This window comes from Sodalis praecaptivus (genome assembly GCF_000517425.1).
In the GTDB taxonomy this organism is placed as follows: domain Bacteria; phylum Pseudomonadota; class Gammaproteobacteria; order Enterobacterales; family Enterobacteriaceae; genus Sodalis_A; species Sodalis_A praecaptivus.
In genome coordinates, this window is the sequence record NZ_CP006569.1 from 4,672,302 (window position 1) to 4,689,875 (window position 17,574).

A 17,574-nucleotide genomic window follows, 5' to 3' on the forward strand; every position below is an offset into this window, starting at 1 on the left:
TTCACCGCTGCGGAATGTGCAATGAAATTTATTGGCAAATTGCTGATCTCACTGCTTCTGATCCTATTATTGCTCATTGTGCTTATCTATATGCTGCTGCAAACCACCTGGGGCGCCGGCTGGCTGGGCCGGCAGTTGACCCGGCACAGCGGTTACCAGGTTTCCCTCGGCAATATCAATCACAGCTGGACGCAATTTCGCGAGATCCAGCTTGATAACGTCAGCCTCGGCAAAAAGGGCGCGCTGCCGACGCTGGTCGCCAAACGGGTAGTGGCGGAGCTTGGCACACAACAACTCACCGATCCCTGGCATGTTAATCGCTTACAATTGCAGGACGGCACCCTGAATCTTGACCCGGCCGCGCCGGCCTGGCCCCTGCAGGCGGATACACTGCAGCTCAATGGTATGGCGGTTCGCGCCCCGCACGGCGAGTGGCGACTCAACGGCCAGAACGTCAACGCCGGTATCTCGCCCTGGCGTCCCCAGGCCGGTTATCCGCTGGGCCGGCAGGCGCGTTTTCAGCTTAGCGCCCGTTCTCTGACGCTCAACGGCGTGCCGGCACAGAATGTCCTGGTCCAGGGTGAAATAAACAATCAGGCGCTCACCCTGGATAATCTCGGGGCCGATCTCTACCAGGGCGAGCTTACCGGCACCGCGCGGCGCGCGACCGACGGTAGCTGGCAGGTAGACAGCCTGCGGCTGAGCAACGTGCGTTTGCAGTCGGACAAGACGCTGCACGACTTCTTGCGTCAGGTATTTTCCGTGCCCAAAATTACCCTGCGGCGCGCAGATTTGATCGATGCGCGTATGGAGGGGCTTAACTGGGCGTTTAACGATCTGGATTTGACCCTGCGTGATATGACCTTTCAGGACGGCGACTGGTCGGCGCAGGACGGCTCGCTTTCCTTCAACGCCAGCGATTTGATTAACGGCGGCGTGCATTTAACGGATACCCTCGCCAATATGACTTTTTCGCCCCAGGGCGTTGAGATCCGCCAATTCAGCGGCCGCTGGGAGCGAGGCTTACTGCGCACCAGCGGACGCTGGCTGCGGCAAGAACACCGGCTGGCGCTGGATGAGCTGATGATAGCCGGCCTGGAATATACATTGCCGGCAAATTGGCGCGCGAGCTGGCTGCAATCGCTACCGCCTTGGCTTGCCGGCGTGTCGGTGGAAAGGCTGAGCGCCAACCGCAATCTGATCATCGATATTACCCCGGCATTTCCGTTCCAGATCACCGCCCTGGACGTCACCGGCAGGCAACTGGTGCTGGCGCGCGACCATCAATGGGGGGTCTGGTCGGGCAGCATGACCCTCAACGGCAGCGATGCTACTTTCAATAAAACCGACGTGCGCCAGCCGTCGCTGACGCTGGACGCTACCGGCGACACGCTGAATATCAGCGAGCTGAGCGCGTTTACCGGCGAGGGGCTGCTGGAAGCTACCGCCGCCTTCAGCCAGCGGCCAGCGCGGGACTTTACCCTCAGTTTGAACGGGCGGGCGGTAGCGGCCAATGTGCTGCATAACTGGGGGTGGCCGACGCTGCCGCTAACGGGCAACGTCAACCTCAAACTGCAACTGCGGGGGCAGATGACGGCAGCCGCGCCGCTCAAGCCTTCGCTGAACGGCACGCTACAGGCCCAAAGCACGACGGGGCAAACCCTGAATCAAACCCTGCGCCACGGCGAGGTGACGGCAGCGCCTGCGCCCTAACAACATCGCTGGTTACGGCCCCGTCAGGTTCAGCGGCAGCGGCAGCGGCATAGAGCCCTTAACCGGCGTTGGAGCTGCCTCGCGCCAGCGAAACTTTCGCCACGGAGAAAGGATGACATCGCACGGCCCTCAGCCGGCATTCGAGCCGCTTCGCGCCAGCGAAACTTTCGCCACGGGAAAAGGATGACGGCGCGCGGCCCTTAACCGGCGTTCGAGCCGCCTCGCTCCAGCGGAATATCCAGCGAGGGCGGCAGCACCAGATAGACCCCTTCAAAGATGGCGCCCTTGATATCATTCCCGTACAGTTCGACCTCAAGCTGCACCCGCGCTTTGCGTCCCTGGGCCAGCCGGTCTAAATCTCCCGATAGCGATCCCAGATCCGCCACCGCCCCCGGCCGGCCAATCACCGGTTTAATATACCGGATATGGGCATCGGCCAAAATAATGGTGCCGCCCAGCTGGCGCTCGCGCAGCAGTAGCCAAATCAGCCCCCAGCCGGTCAGGGTCGCCAGCGAAAACAGACTGCCGGCGAAGAGCGTATGGTGCGGGTTTTGGTTGCCGCTCTCGGGCATAGTGGTCATAAACTTCTGCCCGGTATACTGGCTAATGCGCACGCCCATTTTCTCGCTGAGCGGAATATGCTGATACCAGGCCTGCTGCAGCTGGCCGCACCAATCGGGCCGGTGCAGGATATCGTCCAGGGTGACGATGGGCTTAATCATCAAAAAATGCCGGATAGGGGTAGTGGACGGAGTGATGATCTCCCCTTGATTGACGAACCCCAGCTTGGCGAAAAACGCCACCGCATCTTCACGGGCGCTGCACACCACCCGTTTGACCCCTTCCTGGCGCGCCACCGACTCCAGCGTCATCGCGACCAGCGTGCCGAGGCCTTTATCCTGCACCTGCGGATGCACCGCCAAAAAGCGTATCGAGGCCTCATTATCAGCATTGACATAAAGACGCCCTACCGCCACCGGCTGGCCCTGCTCGTCCACCACCATCTGGTGATGCGCCATGCCGTCGTAAGCGTCCCTTTCGGAGCCCGGCGGCTGATGCAGCGGCTTGCGCAACATCTCCCAGCGGAACTGATAATATTGTTGGAGCTCCTGTTCGGTTTCCGGAACGCGCAAGTGATACATACCCATCTCTCTTAATTGAATACGCCGTCCGGCCGCTCAGACCTGCAGCCAAAAGGTTACCGGCCCGTCGTTGACCAGCGCCACCTGCATATCGGCGCCAAAGCGCCCGGTTTCGGTGCGAATGCCGGCTTGCCGGCAGCGGTCGGTAAAGTCATCATACAGCCGCCGGGCATCCGCCGGCGCCGCGCCGCGGGAAAATCCCGGTCGCAGCCCCCGATCGGTATCCGCCGCCAGGGTGAATTGGGAAACGACCAGCACGCTCCCTCCCGACTGGTGCACATTAAGGTTCATCTTGCCCTGCTCATCGCTGAATATACGGTATGCCAGCACGCGTTCACACAATTTGGCCGCGCGCTGTTCATCGTCCTGCCGCTCCACGCCCAGCAGGATCAAAAGCCCCGGGCCAATCGCGCCCGCCACCTCATTATCAATGGTGACGCTGGCCTGCGTGACCCGTTGTATCAACGCTATCATCGGAATTCCTTGCAATCTGGGCGGCGTGATGCGCGGCGACCTGCCGGTGCTCGCTCAGCGACGCGGTGATCTCCGCCCCCAATAATACAATGCACCAGCTCCAGTATACCCAGAGAAAGAGAATGGGGATCACCGCCAGCACGCCATAAATCAGCTGGTAGGACGGAAACAGGGTGACATACAGACCGAACGCCTTTTTCCCCAATTCAAACAGCGCGCCCGCCACCAGCGCACCCACCAGCGCATCACGCGCCGGCACCCTCACCGTGGGCACCAGGCTGTAGAGCAGCCAGAACGACGCGCAGGAAAGCAACAGCGGAAAGACGCGCAATAGTAGCGTCATCACGCCGCTGACGCCGCTAGCGTTGAGCCAGGTAAGGGAAAATAGATAAGAGCTCAGCACCATGCTGGCGCCCGCCAACAGCGGGCCCAGCGTTAAAACCATCCAGTAGACGGCGAAAGAAAAAATAATCGGCCGTTTGTTTTTACTGCGCCAGATACTGTTGAGCACCGTATCCACCGAGTAAATCAGCAGCAGCGCGGTGACGATGAGGCCACAGGTTCCCACCGCCGTCATACGGCTCGAATTGAGAATGAATTGCTCCAGATAGCGCTGGATAACGTCGCCGGTGGCCGGCATGAAATTGGTGAAAATGAAATGGCGCAGCTCAATACTGACATCGGAAAACACCGGAAAGGCGGCAAAGAGCGCAAAGATGACCGTCACTAACGGCACCAGCGACAAGAGCGACACGTAGGCCAGATGACCGGCCAGTACCGTGATATCATCGCGATAAACGCGCTTACCCAGGTGCCGGATAAAATGCAGCACCGGCATGAGCTTCTTCAGCCGCAGACCCGTCATCGCCACCCTCTTCGCGGTGATTGCATCAGCGCGGGACATCCACGCTTTCTTGCCGTCAGGCAAAAAATGCCGGCACGACCTCCCGGTCGGTCACATGCACGCTGCGGATCCCCACCTGGCGTGCCGCAGCAATATTATCGGCATTATCGTCAAAGAAAACCGAACCATCCGCCGTCGCCCCTTCCTGCTCAAGTACGTAGCGATAAATGGCCGGGTCCGGTTTGCGCATGCCCAGATCCTGCGACAGATAGAGTTTGTCCACGCATTCTTGCACCTCGGGATACTGGCTCGGCCAGTAATCGCAATGCAGACGGTTGGTATTGGAGAGGATCACCACGCGATGCCCCTGTTCGCGCAGCCGGGTCAAAATCTCCACCATCTCGGGCCGCAGGCCGACGAACACCGCCTGCCAGCCGGCGGTAAATTGTTCAAAGCTCAACGCGATGCCCAATTCGCCGCAGATTTTGGCGGCAAAGGCTTCATCGGTGATATCCCCACGCTCATGCTGTTCAAAAGCCTCACCCATGACGAACTCTTTTTGCAGGGTGGCCAGCGGGACACGGCTGAAATTGCTCCAGACCCCCAGCACGCGGTTAAAATCGATATCGATGACGACATTCCCCAGATCAAAGATATATAGCATGGTCCCTCCCGAATCCTTCATGAGATCTTCACTGTAGCGGGAAACGGCCTAACTGAACAGCGCGATCGCGGATGCCCTTGAGGTAACAAGGCGCCCGACGGCGCCTCCAACGGGCCGGCGGGGAGCGCCAGAAGATGACGCTCCCCGTCGCGGCGCGGTGAAACCCAAATTCGGTGGGCGCCGCGACGCGCAATCGGCGTTGGGCCGTGACGAAATTGGGTCGACGCCACACCGTAACCGAACCGGTTGGGCGCTGTGCCGTAAGCGGGGGCGCCGGCTAGAATTTGCCCTGCGCGGCGGCGGGCAACGCCGTCCGCCTGCGCTCCTGATGGCGTAGCTCTCCCCAGAAATAGTAGCCGACAAACGCGAAACACAGCAGCGACACGCCGAAAGATCGTTGCATGGAGCCAAGATAATCGGACACATAACCCTGTAGCGCCGGCACTATCGCCGCGCCGACGATGGACATCACGATCACCGCCCCCGCCACTTCAGTATACCGGTTCTCTACCGTTTTAAGCGTGCCGGTGTAAATCGTGGCCCAACAGGGACCGAACAATGCGCTGACGCCTACCGCGGCATAGACGGCGCTAAAATTTGGAACCAGCATCACATACGCCAACATTGCGACGCCGATTACCGAATAGGCGATCAGCACTTTCTGCACGTTGCAGCGGGTCATCAGGCAATTGGCGATGAATTTGCCGATAAAAAAGCCAATAAAACTGTAGATCATGAAATTGGACGCGTGGCGCTCATTATCGGCCCCCAGCGTCAGCGCCAGACGAATGGTGAACGACCACACCGCCACCTGCAAACCCACATACAAAAATTGCGCCAGTACCCCGCGGCGGAACCGTTGATTGCCCGCCAGATAGCGCAGCGTCTCGGCCATGCCCGGCGCCGCATGGCGCTGAACGGCCTGGGGCTTACAGTGGGGAAATCGGGTCAGCATAAATAACAGAAGTACGCCCAGCAGCACCATAATCAGATACTTATAGGGCTCTAGGGTATTTTCCAGCATCGTCAACCTGAACGCGTGGATCTGCTGCGCCGTCATTGACGCCATACGGCTTTCGAGACTGTCGCCCTCATCAAATACCAGGTATTTCCCCAGCACGATGCCCATGAGCGCCCCGACGGGATAAAACGTCTGGCTGATATTCAAACGCAAGGTCGCGTAATCGCGATGGCCTATCATTGCGCTGTAGGTATTGGCGGCGGTCTCGAGAAAGCTCAGTCCTATGGAGATGGCGAAAATCGCCGCCAGGAACATGGTATAGGTCGCCATGCGCGCCGCGGGATAAAACAGCGCGCAACCGATGATATACAGCGTCAAGCCGAGAATAATCGCAAGCTTGTAGCTGCTGCTGCGGATAACCAGCGACGCCGGGATGGCTATCAAAAAGTAACCGCCGTAGAAGGCGCTCTGTACCAGCGCGCTGGCGAAATCGCTTAACGCGAAAACGCTTTTAAATTGAGTGATCAAAATATCGTTCAGGCTAGCGGCGCAGCCCCAGAGCGGAAACAGGCACGACAGCAGGATAAATTGGAATATCGGCGTCCTGTTCAGATAGCCGTCGGCTAATTGTACGGTTGGCTGAGGCATGGGCTATTCCTCAGTAGGGACGACGATAACGGCGCTAAGCGCGGGGTTGAGCGCCGCCGTGGGGCGAGCGTAGGAGCTTATCAACATCATCAGCTTCCGCCCGCTCGCCGCGACGCGGGGGCGAGGGGCGGCAGTGGGGCCTACGTAACGCCGCTGCGCTGGATGCTGAGACGTTCCGCCGCTACCGTGGCGCGAGTTGACACTAAAGGCACCGATGGCCGTAATATCCATATACCGATCCTCTTCATGAGTTAAGTTACCTAGTGTCATTTAGCCAACATTAACAATTGTTAAATGTAATTAGATTTACACCTAACGCTTAATAAGGAGGGATATGCCGGTTAATCACTTATTAACAAGCAATAATGTTAAGTTAAAAACATTCGCGCTGCCCTCTACCCGCGATGAAGCAGCGCCGGATCATCCCCGTTTGCGTCCTGACCGTCCGGGCGGCAAACGGCCGGCGAATCAGATGGATAGTGAACAGGCGCGGTTTGCGTGCTATAGCCATTGCGGGTAATATCCCCGCAACGGCCTGCCCGGCACATTGGTTTGGGTTGGCGCGCGAGGGCCTAAAGCGCGACGCCGCATTGGCGACCCCGGCCCCTTCTTTCAGCAACAGCGGGATATTCCCATGGAAATGCGGCGCGAAGAACGGATTAACAGACTGCGGCAGGCGCTAAAGCGAACGGACAAACTGCATCTGAAAGACGCTGCCGCGCTCTTGGGCGTTTCCGAGATGACCGTCCGCCGGGATTTAAGCGCTGAATCGACGTCGGTGGTTCTGCTCGGCGGCTATGTGGTCACCGCGCCGCACAACAACCCGGTGACGCGCTACTTCGTCTCCGATCAGCAGGCGCGACACGTCGACGAAAAAGCGCAGGCCGGCCGGCTGGCGGCGGCGCTGGTCGAGCCGGACGAAACGCTGTTTTTCGATTGCGGCACCACCACGCCGTTTATCATTGATGCCATTGATGACGATCTCCCGTTTACCGCCGTTTGCTATTCGCTGAATACCTTTTTGGCGCTGCGGGAAAAACCGCGTTGTAACGCCATATTGTGCGGCGGGCGTTATCACCCCGCCAATGCCACCTTCACGCCGCTGACCACCCATTCGCCGCTTGATGATATCTGTCCCACCAAGTCTTTCTTCTCCGCGGCGGGTTTATGCCTACAAAGCGGCGCCACGTGCTTCCATTTCGATGAACTGGCGCTGAAACAGCGTGCGCTCGCTATGGCGCAGCACGCCATTCTGGTGGTCGATCACGGTAAATTCGATTGCGTACGCCCTGCCCGTATTGGCCCGCTAACCGCATTTTCCGCGTTAATCACCGATAGACGGCCGGACCAGAAATTCGTTGATTACTGTCGGCAGCAGGCCATCATGCTGCGCTATGACGGGATATAACGCAGACGACTCGCCGTGATGATAGCAGGCGGACAGCCAGGGGGCTGACGTAGCCACCGGCGCGGCGGCAGGCGGCAAAAAAAAAAGCCGGTTGACCTAAGTCAACCGGCGTAGCGGTCACGGTTCGCCCGGCGGGCAACGGCCGTTATGAGCGATTAGCGCGCTTACGCTCGTTTTCGGTCAGATGACGCTTACGCAAACGGATCGACTGCGGCGTCACTTCCACCAATTCATCATCATCAATGAATTCCAGCGCCTGCTCCAGAGACATCTTGATCGCCGGTACCAGAGTAGTGGCTTCGTCGGTGCCGGAAGCGCGCATGTTGGTCAGCTTCTTACCGGTCAGACAGTTCACCGTCAGATCGTTGGAGCGGGTGTGAATACCGATAATCTGGCCTTCATAGACTTCCGCGCCGTGGCCCAGGAACAGACGTCCGCGATCCTGCAGGCTGTACAGAGCGTAAGCCACGGCCTTGCCCTGGCCGTTGGAGATCAGCACGCCGTTCTGGCGCTGGCCGATTTCCCCGGGACGCACGTCGTCGTAGTGGCTGAAAGTGGAATATAACAGCCCCGTGCCCGAGGTCATGGTCAGGAAATCGGTACGGAAACCAATCAGCCCCCGGCTGGGAATCACGTAATCCAGACGGATGCGGCCTTTACCGTCCGGCAGCATGTCGCGCATCTCGCCTTTACGGATGCCCATGGCTTCCATGACCGGCCCCTGATGCTGCTCTTCAATATCCAGCGTCACCGACTCAAACGGCTCCTGCTTGGCGCCATCAACGGTACGGAAAATGACTTTCGGTCGGGAAACGGCAATCTCGAACCCTTCGCGGCGCATGTTCTCGATGAGCACCGACAAGTGCAGCTCGCCGCGGCCGGAAACGCGGAAGGTATCCGGATCTTCGGTTTCTTCCACGCGCAGCGCCACGTTGTGCACCAGTTCTTTATTCAAACGTTCCAGAATCTGGCGGGAGGTAACGTATTTCCCTTCTTTACCGCAGAACGGCGAGGTATTGACGCCGAACGACATGGAGACGGTCGGTTCGTCAACCGTCAGCGGCGGCAGCGCTTCAACCTGAGCCGGATCGCAAATGGTATCGGAGATATTCAGCTCGCCCAGCCCGGTGATCGCGATGATATCGCCGGCTTCCGCCAGTTTGGATTCAATACGCTGCAAACCCATATGGCCCAGAACCTGGCCTACTTTACCGTTGCGGCGTTTGCCTTCGCTGTCCACCACCGTCACGTTCTGGTTGGGTTTCACCGAACCGCGCTTGATGCGGCCGACGCCGATAACGCCAACGTAGCTGTTGTAGTCAAGCTGGGAGATCTGCATCTGGAACGGGCCGTCGACGTCAACCTTCGGCGCTTCGACGTTTTTCACGATGGATTCAAACAGCGGAGTCATGTCGTCGGCCATCTCTTCATGTTCCAGACCGGCGATACCGTTCAGCGCGGATGCGTAGACGATCGGAAAATCGAGCTGCTCGTCGGTGGCGCCCAGGTTGACGAACAGATCGAAGACCTGATCCACCACCCAGTCGGGTCGCGCGCCGGGGCGGTCAACTTTGTTGATGACCACGATGGGTTTCAGACCATAGGCGAACGCTTTCTGCGTCACGAAACGGGTCTGGGGCATCGGACCATCCATGGCATCGACCAGCAGCAATACCGAGTCAACCATCGACATCACGCGCTCAACTTCGCCGCCGAAATCGGCGTGTCCAGGGGTGTCGACGATGTTGATACGGTAGTCGCGCCAGTTGATGGCGGTATTTTTAGCGAGGATGGTAATCCCACGCTCTTTCTCCAAATCGTTGGAGTCCATCACGCGTTCGGTTGCATCGTTGCGGTCACCGAGCGTGCCGGATTGTTGCAACAATTTGTCAACCAGGGTAGTTTTACCATGGTCTACGTGCGCGATGATGGCGATGTTACGCAGATTTTCGATCACAACTTTGCCTCAGGCATTAGAAATAGCGCGTTATTGTACACGTATTAGGCGAGGGACTAAACAAGATCCGTCGTTCTTGGCGATTGCGTCATTTTGCGCGCCGCCGCGTCCCTGTCCCGGTGCAAAATCTCATCCCGCCCCACCCCATGCACCAAAATAGTGCCCACCTTTTCGTCAAATGCACTAAGATGGATCAATCCGGCCAATCTGGTGCAGCCACCCGTGCAGCAAAAGACGGCGGCGCAGCGTTTCGCGCCGATTTGGCAATGTTGGCACAGTTTTAGCTTTAGACTATGTAAGCCAGAAAATCCAATCCATAGGCGTTCGTTCCACGACGACAACAAGCAACATCCGGGAGAATATGAGTTATGTCCGTTGAACAAGTCATGTCGATGCTTAAAGAACATGAAGTAAAATTCATCGACTTACGTTTCACCGATACCAAAGGTAAAGAGCAGCACGTTACCATTCCTGCACCGGTCAAAAAAGAAGAGGTGGATGACTTCTTTGAAGAGGGCAAGATGTTCGACGGCTCCTCTATCGGCGGCTGGAAAGGCATTAACGAATCCGACATGGTCTTGATGCCCGACGCATCTTCTGCCGTGATGGATCCGTTCTATGAAGAATCGACGCTCATCATCCGCTGCGACATCCTTGAGCCGGCAACCATGCAGGGCTACGATCGCGATCCTCGCTCTATCGCCAAGCGTGCGGAAGACTTTCTGAAATCTTCCGGCATTGCCGATCAGGTGCTGTTTGGACCGGAGCCGGAATTCTTTCTGTTCGACGACATTCGTTTCGGTACCTCTATTTCCGGCTCGCATGTGGCAATCGACGATATCGAAGCGGCCTGGAACACCGGTAAAGCTTATGAAGGCGGCAACAAAGGCCACCGTCCGGGCGTGAAGGGCGGTTATTTCCCGGTTCCGCCGGTAGACTCCTCGCAGGATCTGCGCTCCACCATGTGCTTGACCATGGCGGAAATGGGCCTGGTCGTGGAAGCGCACCATCACGAAGTGGCGACCGCCGGCCAGAATGAAGTGGCTACCCGCTTCAACACCCTGACCAAAAAAGCCGATGAAATCCAGATCTACAAATATGTCGTGCATAACGTTGCTCACGCATTCGGTAAAACCGCGACCTTTATGCCCAAGCCGATTTTCGGCGATAACGGTTCCGGCATGCACTGCCATATGTCGTTGAGCAAAGACGGCAATAACCTGTTTTCCGGCGATAAATACGGCGGCCTGTCCGAAGCGGCCCTGTTCTATATCGGCGGCGTTATCAAGCACGCTAAAGCCATCAATGCCCTGACCAACCCGACCACCAACTCCTACAAGCGTCTGGTCCCGGGTTATGAAGCGCCGGTCATGCTGGCTTATTCCGCCCGCAACCGCTCCGCCTCCATCCGTATTCCGGTGGTTGCCAGCCCGAAAGCACGCCGTATCGAAGTGCGGTTCCCGGATCCGGCCGCCAACCCGTACCTGGCCTTCTCCGCGCTGCTGATGGCCGGCCTGGACGGTATCATCAACAAAATCCATCCTGGCGACGCCATGGATAAGAACCTTTACGATCTGCCGGCGGAAGAAGCCAGCGAAATCCCAACCGTGGCCGGCTCCCTTGAGGAAGCATTGAACGCCCTGGATGCGGATCGCGAGTTCTTGACCCGCGGCGGCGTATTCACCGACGACACCATCGATGCCTATATCGCGCTGCGCACGGAAGAAAACGATCGCGTACGCATGACGCCGCACCCGGTGGAGTTCGAGCTGTACTACAGCGTTTAATCGCCCGAGTTTTTTGTTGCCGTGGAAACTTTCAGCCCATCTCCGGATGGGCTTTTTTCTCCACCAAACCTGGCGCGCAGCCATGCGCAATCACCGATAACCGATCGCTTTGCACTAACTGAGTGCGGGAGACTGCTAAATGGCAACCGGCACACTGCCCGAAGCTGGGCAGATCCTTAATTCGCTCATCACTAGTATTTTGCTGCTGGATAATGATCTGGCGGTGCACTACGCCAACCCGGCGGCGCAGCAGTTGCTGGCGCAAAGCTCACGTAAGCTGTTCGGCACACCGCTGCCCGAACTGCTGGGCTATTTCTCCCTCAATGTCGAGCTGATGCGCGAAAGCCTGGACGCCGGCCAGGGTTTTACCGATAACGAAGTGACGCTGGTGGTAGACGGCAGGGCGCACATCCTGTCGCTGACCGCGCAGCGGCTGCCGGAAGAGACTATTCTGATGGAGCTGGCGCCGATGGATAACCAACGCCGTCTTAGCCAAGAGCAGCTCCAGCACGCCCAACAGGTCGCGGCGCGGGATCTGGTGCGCGGCCTCGCCCATGAGATCAAAAATCCCCTCGGCGGGCTGCGCGGCGCGGCGCAGCTGCTGGCCAAGGCGCTGCCCGACCCGGCGTTGACGGAATACACCAAAGTGATCATCGAGCAGGCCGATCGGCTGCGCAACTTGGTCGACCGCTTATTGGGTCCCCAACAGCCCGGGATGCACGTCACGCAAAGTATTCATCAAGTCTGCGAACGGGTGTTTAAGCTGGTGTCGCTTGAAATGCCGGATAATGTCACCCTGGTGCGGGATTATGATCCCAGCCTGCCGGAGTTGACCCACGATCCGGATCAGATGGAGCAGGTATTGCTGAATATCACCCGCAACTCGCTACAGGCGCTGGGGGAGGAGGGCGGCACCATTACCCTCAGAACGCGTACCGCCTTCCAACTGACGCTGCACGGGGTTCGTTACCGGCTGGTGGCGCGCATTGATATCGAGGACGACGGCCCGGGGATCCCGGCGCAATTGCAGGATACGCTGTTTTATCCCATGGTCAGCGGCCGCGAAGGGGGCACCGGCCTGGGCCTCTCCATCGCCCGCAGTCTGATCGATCAGAATTCAGGAAAGATTGAATTTAACAGTTGGCCGGGACATACCGAATTTTCGGTATACCTGCCTATTCGCCAGTGAGGTTCTGTATGCAACGAGGGATAGTCTGGATCGTCGACGACGATAGCTCCATCCGCTGGGTGCTTGAACGCGCACTCACTGGGGCCGGGTTGACCTGCACCACCTTTGAAGGTGGCAGCCAGGTGCTGGACGCGCTCGCCACCCAAACGCCGGACGTGCTGTTGTCCGATATTCGCATGCCCGGCATGGACGGGTTGGCATTGCTAAAACAAATCAAACAGCGTCACCCGATGCTGCCGGTCATCATCATGACCGCCCACTCCGATCTGGATGCCGCAGTAAGCGCCTATCAGCAAGGGGCGTTTGACTATTTACCGAAACCGTTCGATATCGACGAAGCGGTGGCGCTGGTGGAACGCGCCGTCAGCCACTACCTGGAACAGCAGCAGCCGCCCCGCAGTCAGCCCGCCAGCGGTCCCACCGCCGACATCATCGGCGAGGCGCCGGCGATGCAGGATGTGTTCCGCATCATCGGCCGGCTATCGCGCTCGTCTATCAGCGTCCTTATCAACGGCGAGTCCGGCACCGGCAAAGAATTGGTGGCCCACGCCCTGCATCGCCATAGTCCACGCGCCAAGGCGCCGTTTATCGCGCTCAACATGGCGGCGATCCCGAAGGATTTGATTGAGTCGGAATTATTCGGCCATGAAAAAGGGGCGTTTACCGGCGCCAATCAAATCCGTCAGGGCCGTTTCGAGCAGGCCGACGGCGGCACGCTGTTTCTGGACGAAATCGGCGATATGCCGCTGGATGTGCAAACCCGCCTGCTACGTGTATTGGCAGACGGTCAGTTCTACCGCGTCGGCGGCTATGCGCCGGTCAAAGTGGATGTGCGGATCATCGCCGCCACCCACCAGAACCTGGAACTGCGCGTGCAGGAAGGCCGCTTTCGCGAGGATTTATTCCATCGCCTGAACGTGATCCGGGTCCATCTGCCGCCGCTGCGCGAGCGACGGGAAGATATTCCCCGGCTGGCGCGGTATTTCCTGCAGGTGGCGGCCAGGGAGCTGGGCGTAGAGCCGAAAAATCTGCACCCGGAAACCGAAACCGCGCTGACCCGCCTCCCCTGGCCGGGGAACGTGCGCCAGTTGGAAAATACCTGCCGCTGGTTGACGGTAATGGCCGCCGGACAAGAAGTACTGATTCAGGATTTGCCGCCGGAGCTGTTTGAAACCACCGCGCCGGATAACGTGGTGCAATCGCTGCCGGATAGCTGGGCCACGCTGCTGGCGCAGTGGGCGGATCGCGCGTTGCGCTCCGGCCACCAGAACCTGCTGTCGGAAGCGCAGCCGGAGATGGAACGCACCTTGTTGACCACCGCGCTGCGCCATACCCAGGGCCACAAGCAAGAAGCGGCCCGTTTGCTCGGCTGGGGCCGCAACACGCTGACGCGCAAGTTAAAAGAGCTTGGGATGGAGTAATCCCCTAACGCACCACAGAGAGTGCGCCGCGATGCAAATTTTCGTTTAAACGGTTTACATCGCGGTCCGGCTCAGTATTATTTCTGAGCACAAGGGGGAGACAAGCCATGTTGCAGACCATTATCGCTTTCGTGACGCAGGGATTGGACGCGGTTGTCAATGCGGGGCACGCCCCACAGACGGCGCTGGCGGCGGTCATGTGCGCCGCGCTCATCAATTCACTGAATTGATCGGTCGTCCGACGCCCTCATGACGCCCCTTTTCGCCTGATGGCGGAAAGGGGTGATTTAGATCACCCGGGAAAACTGACGCTGGCGCTGGCTGGCGCGTAGATAAGCATCGAAACACATGCAAATATTGCGCACCAGCAGACGGCCGCGGGCGGTTATTTCCAGCGCGCCGGCGCTCATCGTTACCAGCCCGTCCTCCACCAGCGGCGCCATTTGCGCCAGATCCTCGGCAAAGTAGTCGGTAAATTGGATACCGTAAGCCGTTTCAATCACATTGAAATCAAGGCGAAACTGGCAAATTAGCGCTTTGATGACATCCCGACGCAGGCAATCGTCGCGGCTGAGCGCCACGCCACGCCACAAACCGTTGCCCTGCCGCTCAACGGCATCGCGATAGCTGCGCATGACTTTCTGATTTTGCGCATAATGGTCGCCGATCATACTTATCGCTGATAAACCCAATCCCAGCAGATCGCACTCGCCCTGGGTGGTATACCCCTGAAAATTGCGGTGCAGCCGCCCCGCCCGCTGCGCCAGCGCCAGTTCATCGTCCGGCCGGGCAAAATGGTCCATGCCGATAAACTGATAGCCCGCGTCGGTGAGGGTCATAATACTGTGCTGCAACAGGGCCAGTTTTTGCCCGGCGTCGGGCAAATCCGCGTCTTTAAACTTGCGCTGCGCGGCAAATAGCGACGGCATATGGGCATAATTGAACACGCTTAAACGCTGCGGCCCAAGCGCGATGACCCGCTGCAACGTGTAAGCGAAGCGATCGCGCGTTTGGCGCGGCAGACCGTAAATCAAATCAATGTTGGTCGAGCGGAATCCCAGACGGGTGGCGCGCTCGATTAGACCAAAAATCAGCGCTTCGTCCTGCTCGCGATTGATAAGGCGCTGCACCTCGCCATTAAAATCCTGCACGCCGACGCTGATACGATTGAACCCTTGGCGCTGCAAATCATCAATGAGATCCAGCGGGATATCCCGCGGATCGATTTCAATGGACAGCTCGGCGTCGGCAGCAAAAGAGAAGTGCTCCCGCAGCAGCGCCATTAACCGCGCTGTCTGCGCCACCGACAAAAAGGTCGGCGTCCCGCCGCCCCAATGCATTTGGCTGACGTGCCTGCCGGCGAACAATGGCGCCCGCGCGCGAATTTCCCGCGCCAGCGTATCGAGATAATCATCGACCTTCGCGCCATGGCGGGTGACTATCTTATTGCAGCCGCAGAAGTAGCACAGCTTGTGACAGAACGGGATATGGACATACAGCGACAGCGGCCGCTCGGGATAACGGCGCGTCGCCGTGGCAAACGCCGCGTCATCATACTCTTGGCTGAATTCAAGCGCGGTGGGATAGGAGGTATAGCGCGGCCCGGAGTAGTTGTATTTCTGAATGAGGGCCGAATCCCATTCGATTGCTGGCAGTGATTTCACGGCTTACTCCTTACCCGGGGGACGTCGACGGCGCCGTCTGACGTGCGGAGCGGGCCGGCGAACCGCGGCGCGGGCCGCTTGCAGCCGCGCCCTGCGTCGCGAGAGGCGCCATAGTTTACCCGATAACCACACAAGATAACAGGTTAACAATAGCGCAAGGAGCAGCGTTAAGGCCGGCAAGGATTAGAAGCTGTCTTTGTCGTAGCCGCGTTTTAGCAGCTGCAGTATATCTTCCTGATCCGTCTGCGCGTCCTCATCGTCATCGTCAATAAGCTCAATGCCCAACTCGGTCATCAGCTCATCAATTCGATCCAGCGCCTGGTCGACATAGCGGCGCTCCTCCGTGGAAAGGGTTTCGTCCTGCTCAAGACGCTGCAATAACCCATCCAGACGATCGTCATTCTCCAAACGTGCCAACTCCTGTTCGGCCGTTTCCCGCGGCTTTGGCGGCTGCGGCGCGGGCGCGAGGGATTTGGGTGGGATCGTTGTCCCCTCAACCGTCAGCGGCACGGGTTTTTTGCTGCCGATACGGCCATCCTGCGGCGTACGGGTATTTTGGCGTACGGCCTCGCCGCCGCCCTGACTGCGTGAACCGGCGGCCAGCCCGCGGCGTTTTTTCTGCCGCTTACGTTCACGCCCTTCGAGATTCAACTCTTCGCGGCTTTTACGCTGCTTTTTTTTTCGCGCGTCGCCGGGCTTGCCGCGGCCGCCCCGTGCTGATGAATTCATAATATTGGCTCTTGGGTAAGGGTATGACATCTACCGTTGCGGCGGAATCTATCAGAAAGCCGCACAAGAAAAAAGATGACCGCGCCCGTGGGCGAAGATAAAAAACGCATCCCGGGACATAACCGGTATAATTGCCGTTAATATGCCATCTCCAGAGAGAGGATACCGTTGACCAAATCTTATAACTATCAGATAACCCATTTCGTGACCAGCGCGCCGGATATTCGCCATTTGCCGATCGACAGCGGGATTGAAATAGCCTTTGCGGGGCGTTCCAACGCCGGCAAATCCAGCGCGCTTAACACTCTGACCAACCAAAAAAACTTGGCCAGGACCAGTAAAACCCCCGGACGCACCCAGCTTATCAACCTGTTTGAGGTGGAGCCCGGCATCCGGCTGGTGGACCTTCCCGGCTATGGCTACGCCGAAGTGCCGGAAGAGTTAAAACGCAAGTGGCAGCGCGCCCTGGGCGAATATCTGCAAAAGCGCGACAGCCTCAAAGGGCTGGTGGTATTGATGGATATTCGTCACCCGATGAAAGATCTCGACCAGCAAATGGTGCAATGGGCGGTGGATGTCAATATTCCGGTTCTCGTCCTGCTTACCAAAGCCGATAAGCTGGCTTCCGGCGCGCGCAAAGCGCAGTTAAATCAAGTGCGCGAAGCGGCGCTGGCATTCATGGGCGATGTCGAGATTGAAACATTTTCGTCGCTGAAAAAACAGGGCGTGGATAAACTGCGGCAGAAACTCGACGCGTGGTTTACCGCCATCCCGCCGGCGATAGCGCCAGAAGCGCCGGCGAGTGAAGAATAACGCCCTGTTTCACGCCCTGGCCGAGGCCACGGCGGCGCTATGTACCTTGCCTGTGACGTCACGCCCTGACCGGGATAGCGGCGGCGCCGCTGTTCACGTTGCCATGTTCACGCTGCCGGACAGCGCACGGCAAGGTTTTCCACGCCCAATAAAAAACGCC

At 58.5% G+C, this 17,574-nt stretch carries 15 protein-coding genes; 7 read left to right on the forward strand and 8 right to left on the reverse strand.

Going from position 1 to position 17,574, the window contains the following annotated elements:
* The first annotated feature begins 21 nt into the window (after positions 1 to 21).
* Positions 22 to 1,713 carry an AsmA family protein gene (locus tag SANT_RS20780; RefSeq protein ID WP_025424144.1) on the forward strand — a complete coding sequence of 564 codons (1,692 nt, stop codon included), beginning with the start codon at positions 22 to 24 and terminating at the stop codon, positions 1,711 to 1,713.
* A 200-nt stretch (positions 1,714 to 1,913) separates the two neighbouring features.
* Here SANT_RS20780 and fabY read toward each other — a convergent pair whose 3' ends face one another.
* From fabY to fucP, 5 genes are all read right to left on the reverse strand, one after another.
* Positions 1,914 to 2,855, reverse strand: a complete 942-nt coding sequence (fabY, locus tag SANT_RS20785) for a fatty acid biosynthesis protein FabY (RefSeq protein WP_025424145.1) — start codon at positions 2,853 to 2,855, stop codon at positions 1,914 to 1,916.
* Between the two features lie 36 nt (positions 2,856 to 2,891).
* The gene (gene dtd / locus SANT_RS20790; protein WP_025424146.1) at positions 2,892 to 3,329 is read right to left on the reverse strand and encodes a D-aminoacyl-tRNA deacylase; all 438 of its coding nucleotides are present in this window, start codon (positions 3,327 to 3,329) and stop codon (positions 2,892 to 2,894) included.
* Positions 3,283 to 4,194 carry a virulence factor BrkB family protein gene (locus tag SANT_RS20795; RefSeq protein ID WP_025424147.1) on the reverse strand — a complete coding sequence of 304 codons (912 nt, stop codon included), beginning with the start codon at positions 4,192 to 4,194 and terminating at the stop codon, positions 3,283 to 3,285. The genes dtd and SANT_RS20795 overlap by 47 nt, the downstream gene beginning before the upstream one ends.
* A 55-nt stretch (positions 4,195 to 4,249) precedes the next feature.
* Complete coding sequence (gene yihX / locus SANT_RS20800) at positions 4,250 to 4,837, reverse strand: glucose-1-phosphatase (RefSeq protein ID WP_025424148.1); 588 nt, start codon at positions 4,835 to 4,837, stop codon at positions 4,250 to 4,252.
* A 277-nt stretch (positions 4,838 to 5,114) separates the two neighbouring features.
* Complete coding sequence (gene fucP / locus SANT_RS20805) at positions 5,115 to 6,446, reverse strand: L-fucose:H+ symporter permease (protein WP_025424149.1); 1,332 nt, start codon at positions 6,444 to 6,446, stop codon at positions 5,115 to 5,117.
* 634 nt (positions 6,447 to 7,080) lie between these two features.
* On the opposite strand from fucP, the gene deoR reads away from it, so the two are divergent.
* The gene (gene deoR / locus SANT_RS20820) at positions 7,081 to 7,854 is read left to right on the forward strand and encodes a DNA-binding transcriptional repressor DeoR (RefSeq protein WP_025424152.1); all 774 of its coding nucleotides are present in this window, start codon (positions 7,081 to 7,083) and stop codon (positions 7,852 to 7,854) included.
* Positions 7,855 to 7,999: 145 nt separating this feature from the next.
* Here deoR and typA read toward each other — a convergent pair whose 3' ends face one another.
* Positions 8,000 to 9,811: a ribosome-dependent GTPase TypA gene (typA, locus tag SANT_RS20825; RefSeq protein WP_025424153.1), complete on the reverse strand. Its 1,812-nt coding sequence runs from the start codon at positions 9,809 to 9,811 to the stop codon at positions 8,000 to 8,002.
* Positions 9,812 to 10,179: 368 nt separating this feature from the next.
* Between typA and glnA the strand changes: the two genes are divergently transcribed.
* The 4 genes from glnA to SANT_RS24355 all read left to right on the forward strand — a co-directional run bounded on the left by glnA (position 10,180) and on the right by SANT_RS24355 (position 14,438).
* Positions 10,180 to 11,598, forward strand: a complete 1,419-nt coding sequence (gene glnA, locus SANT_RS20830) for a glutamate--ammonia ligase (RefSeq protein ID WP_025424154.1) — start codon at positions 10,180 to 10,182, stop codon at positions 11,596 to 11,598.
* A 139-nt stretch (positions 11,599 to 11,737) separates the two neighbouring features.
* Positions 11,738 to 12,787 (forward strand): nitrogen regulation protein NR(II), encoded by a 1,050-nt coding sequence (gene glnL, locus SANT_RS20835; RefSeq protein WP_025424155.1) that lies wholly within the window; start codon positions 11,738 to 11,740, stop codon positions 12,785 to 12,787.
* 8 nt (positions 12,788 to 12,795) lie between these two features.
* Complete coding sequence (gene glnG, locus SANT_RS20840) at positions 12,796 to 14,208, forward strand: nitrogen regulation protein NR(I) (RefSeq protein ID WP_025424156.1); 1,413 nt, start codon at positions 12,796 to 12,798, stop codon at positions 14,206 to 14,208.
* Between the two features lie 107 nt (positions 14,209 to 14,315).
* Positions 14,316 to 14,438, forward strand: a complete 123-nt coding sequence (locus SANT_RS24355) for a YshB family small membrane protein (protein ID WP_148296336.1) — start codon at positions 14,316 to 14,318, stop codon at positions 14,436 to 14,438.
* Between the two features lie 57 nt (positions 14,439 to 14,495).
* Here the strand turns inward: SANT_RS24355 and hemN are convergent, their stop codons facing one another.
* A complete protein-coding gene (hemN, locus tag SANT_RS20845; RefSeq protein ID WP_038668868.1) occupies positions 14,496 to 15,872 on the reverse strand; it encodes an oxygen-independent coproporphyrinogen III oxidase in 1,377 nt (458 codons plus the stop codon).
* A gap of 183 nt (positions 15,873 to 16,055) precedes the next feature.
* Entirely contained in the window at positions 16,056 to 16,601 is a 546-nt protein-coding gene (gene yihI, locus SANT_RS20850) for a Der GTPase-activating protein YihI (protein ID WP_025424158.1), read from the reverse strand.
* Between the two features lie 168 nt (positions 16,602 to 16,769).
* On the opposite strand from yihI, the gene yihA reads away from it, so the two are divergent.
* Complete coding sequence (gene yihA, locus SANT_RS20855) at positions 16,770 to 17,414, forward strand: ribosome biogenesis GTP-binding protein YihA/YsxC (RefSeq protein WP_025424159.1); 645 nt, start codon at positions 16,770 to 16,772, stop codon at positions 17,412 to 17,414.
* Positions 17,415 to 17,574 lie beyond the last annotated feature (160 nt).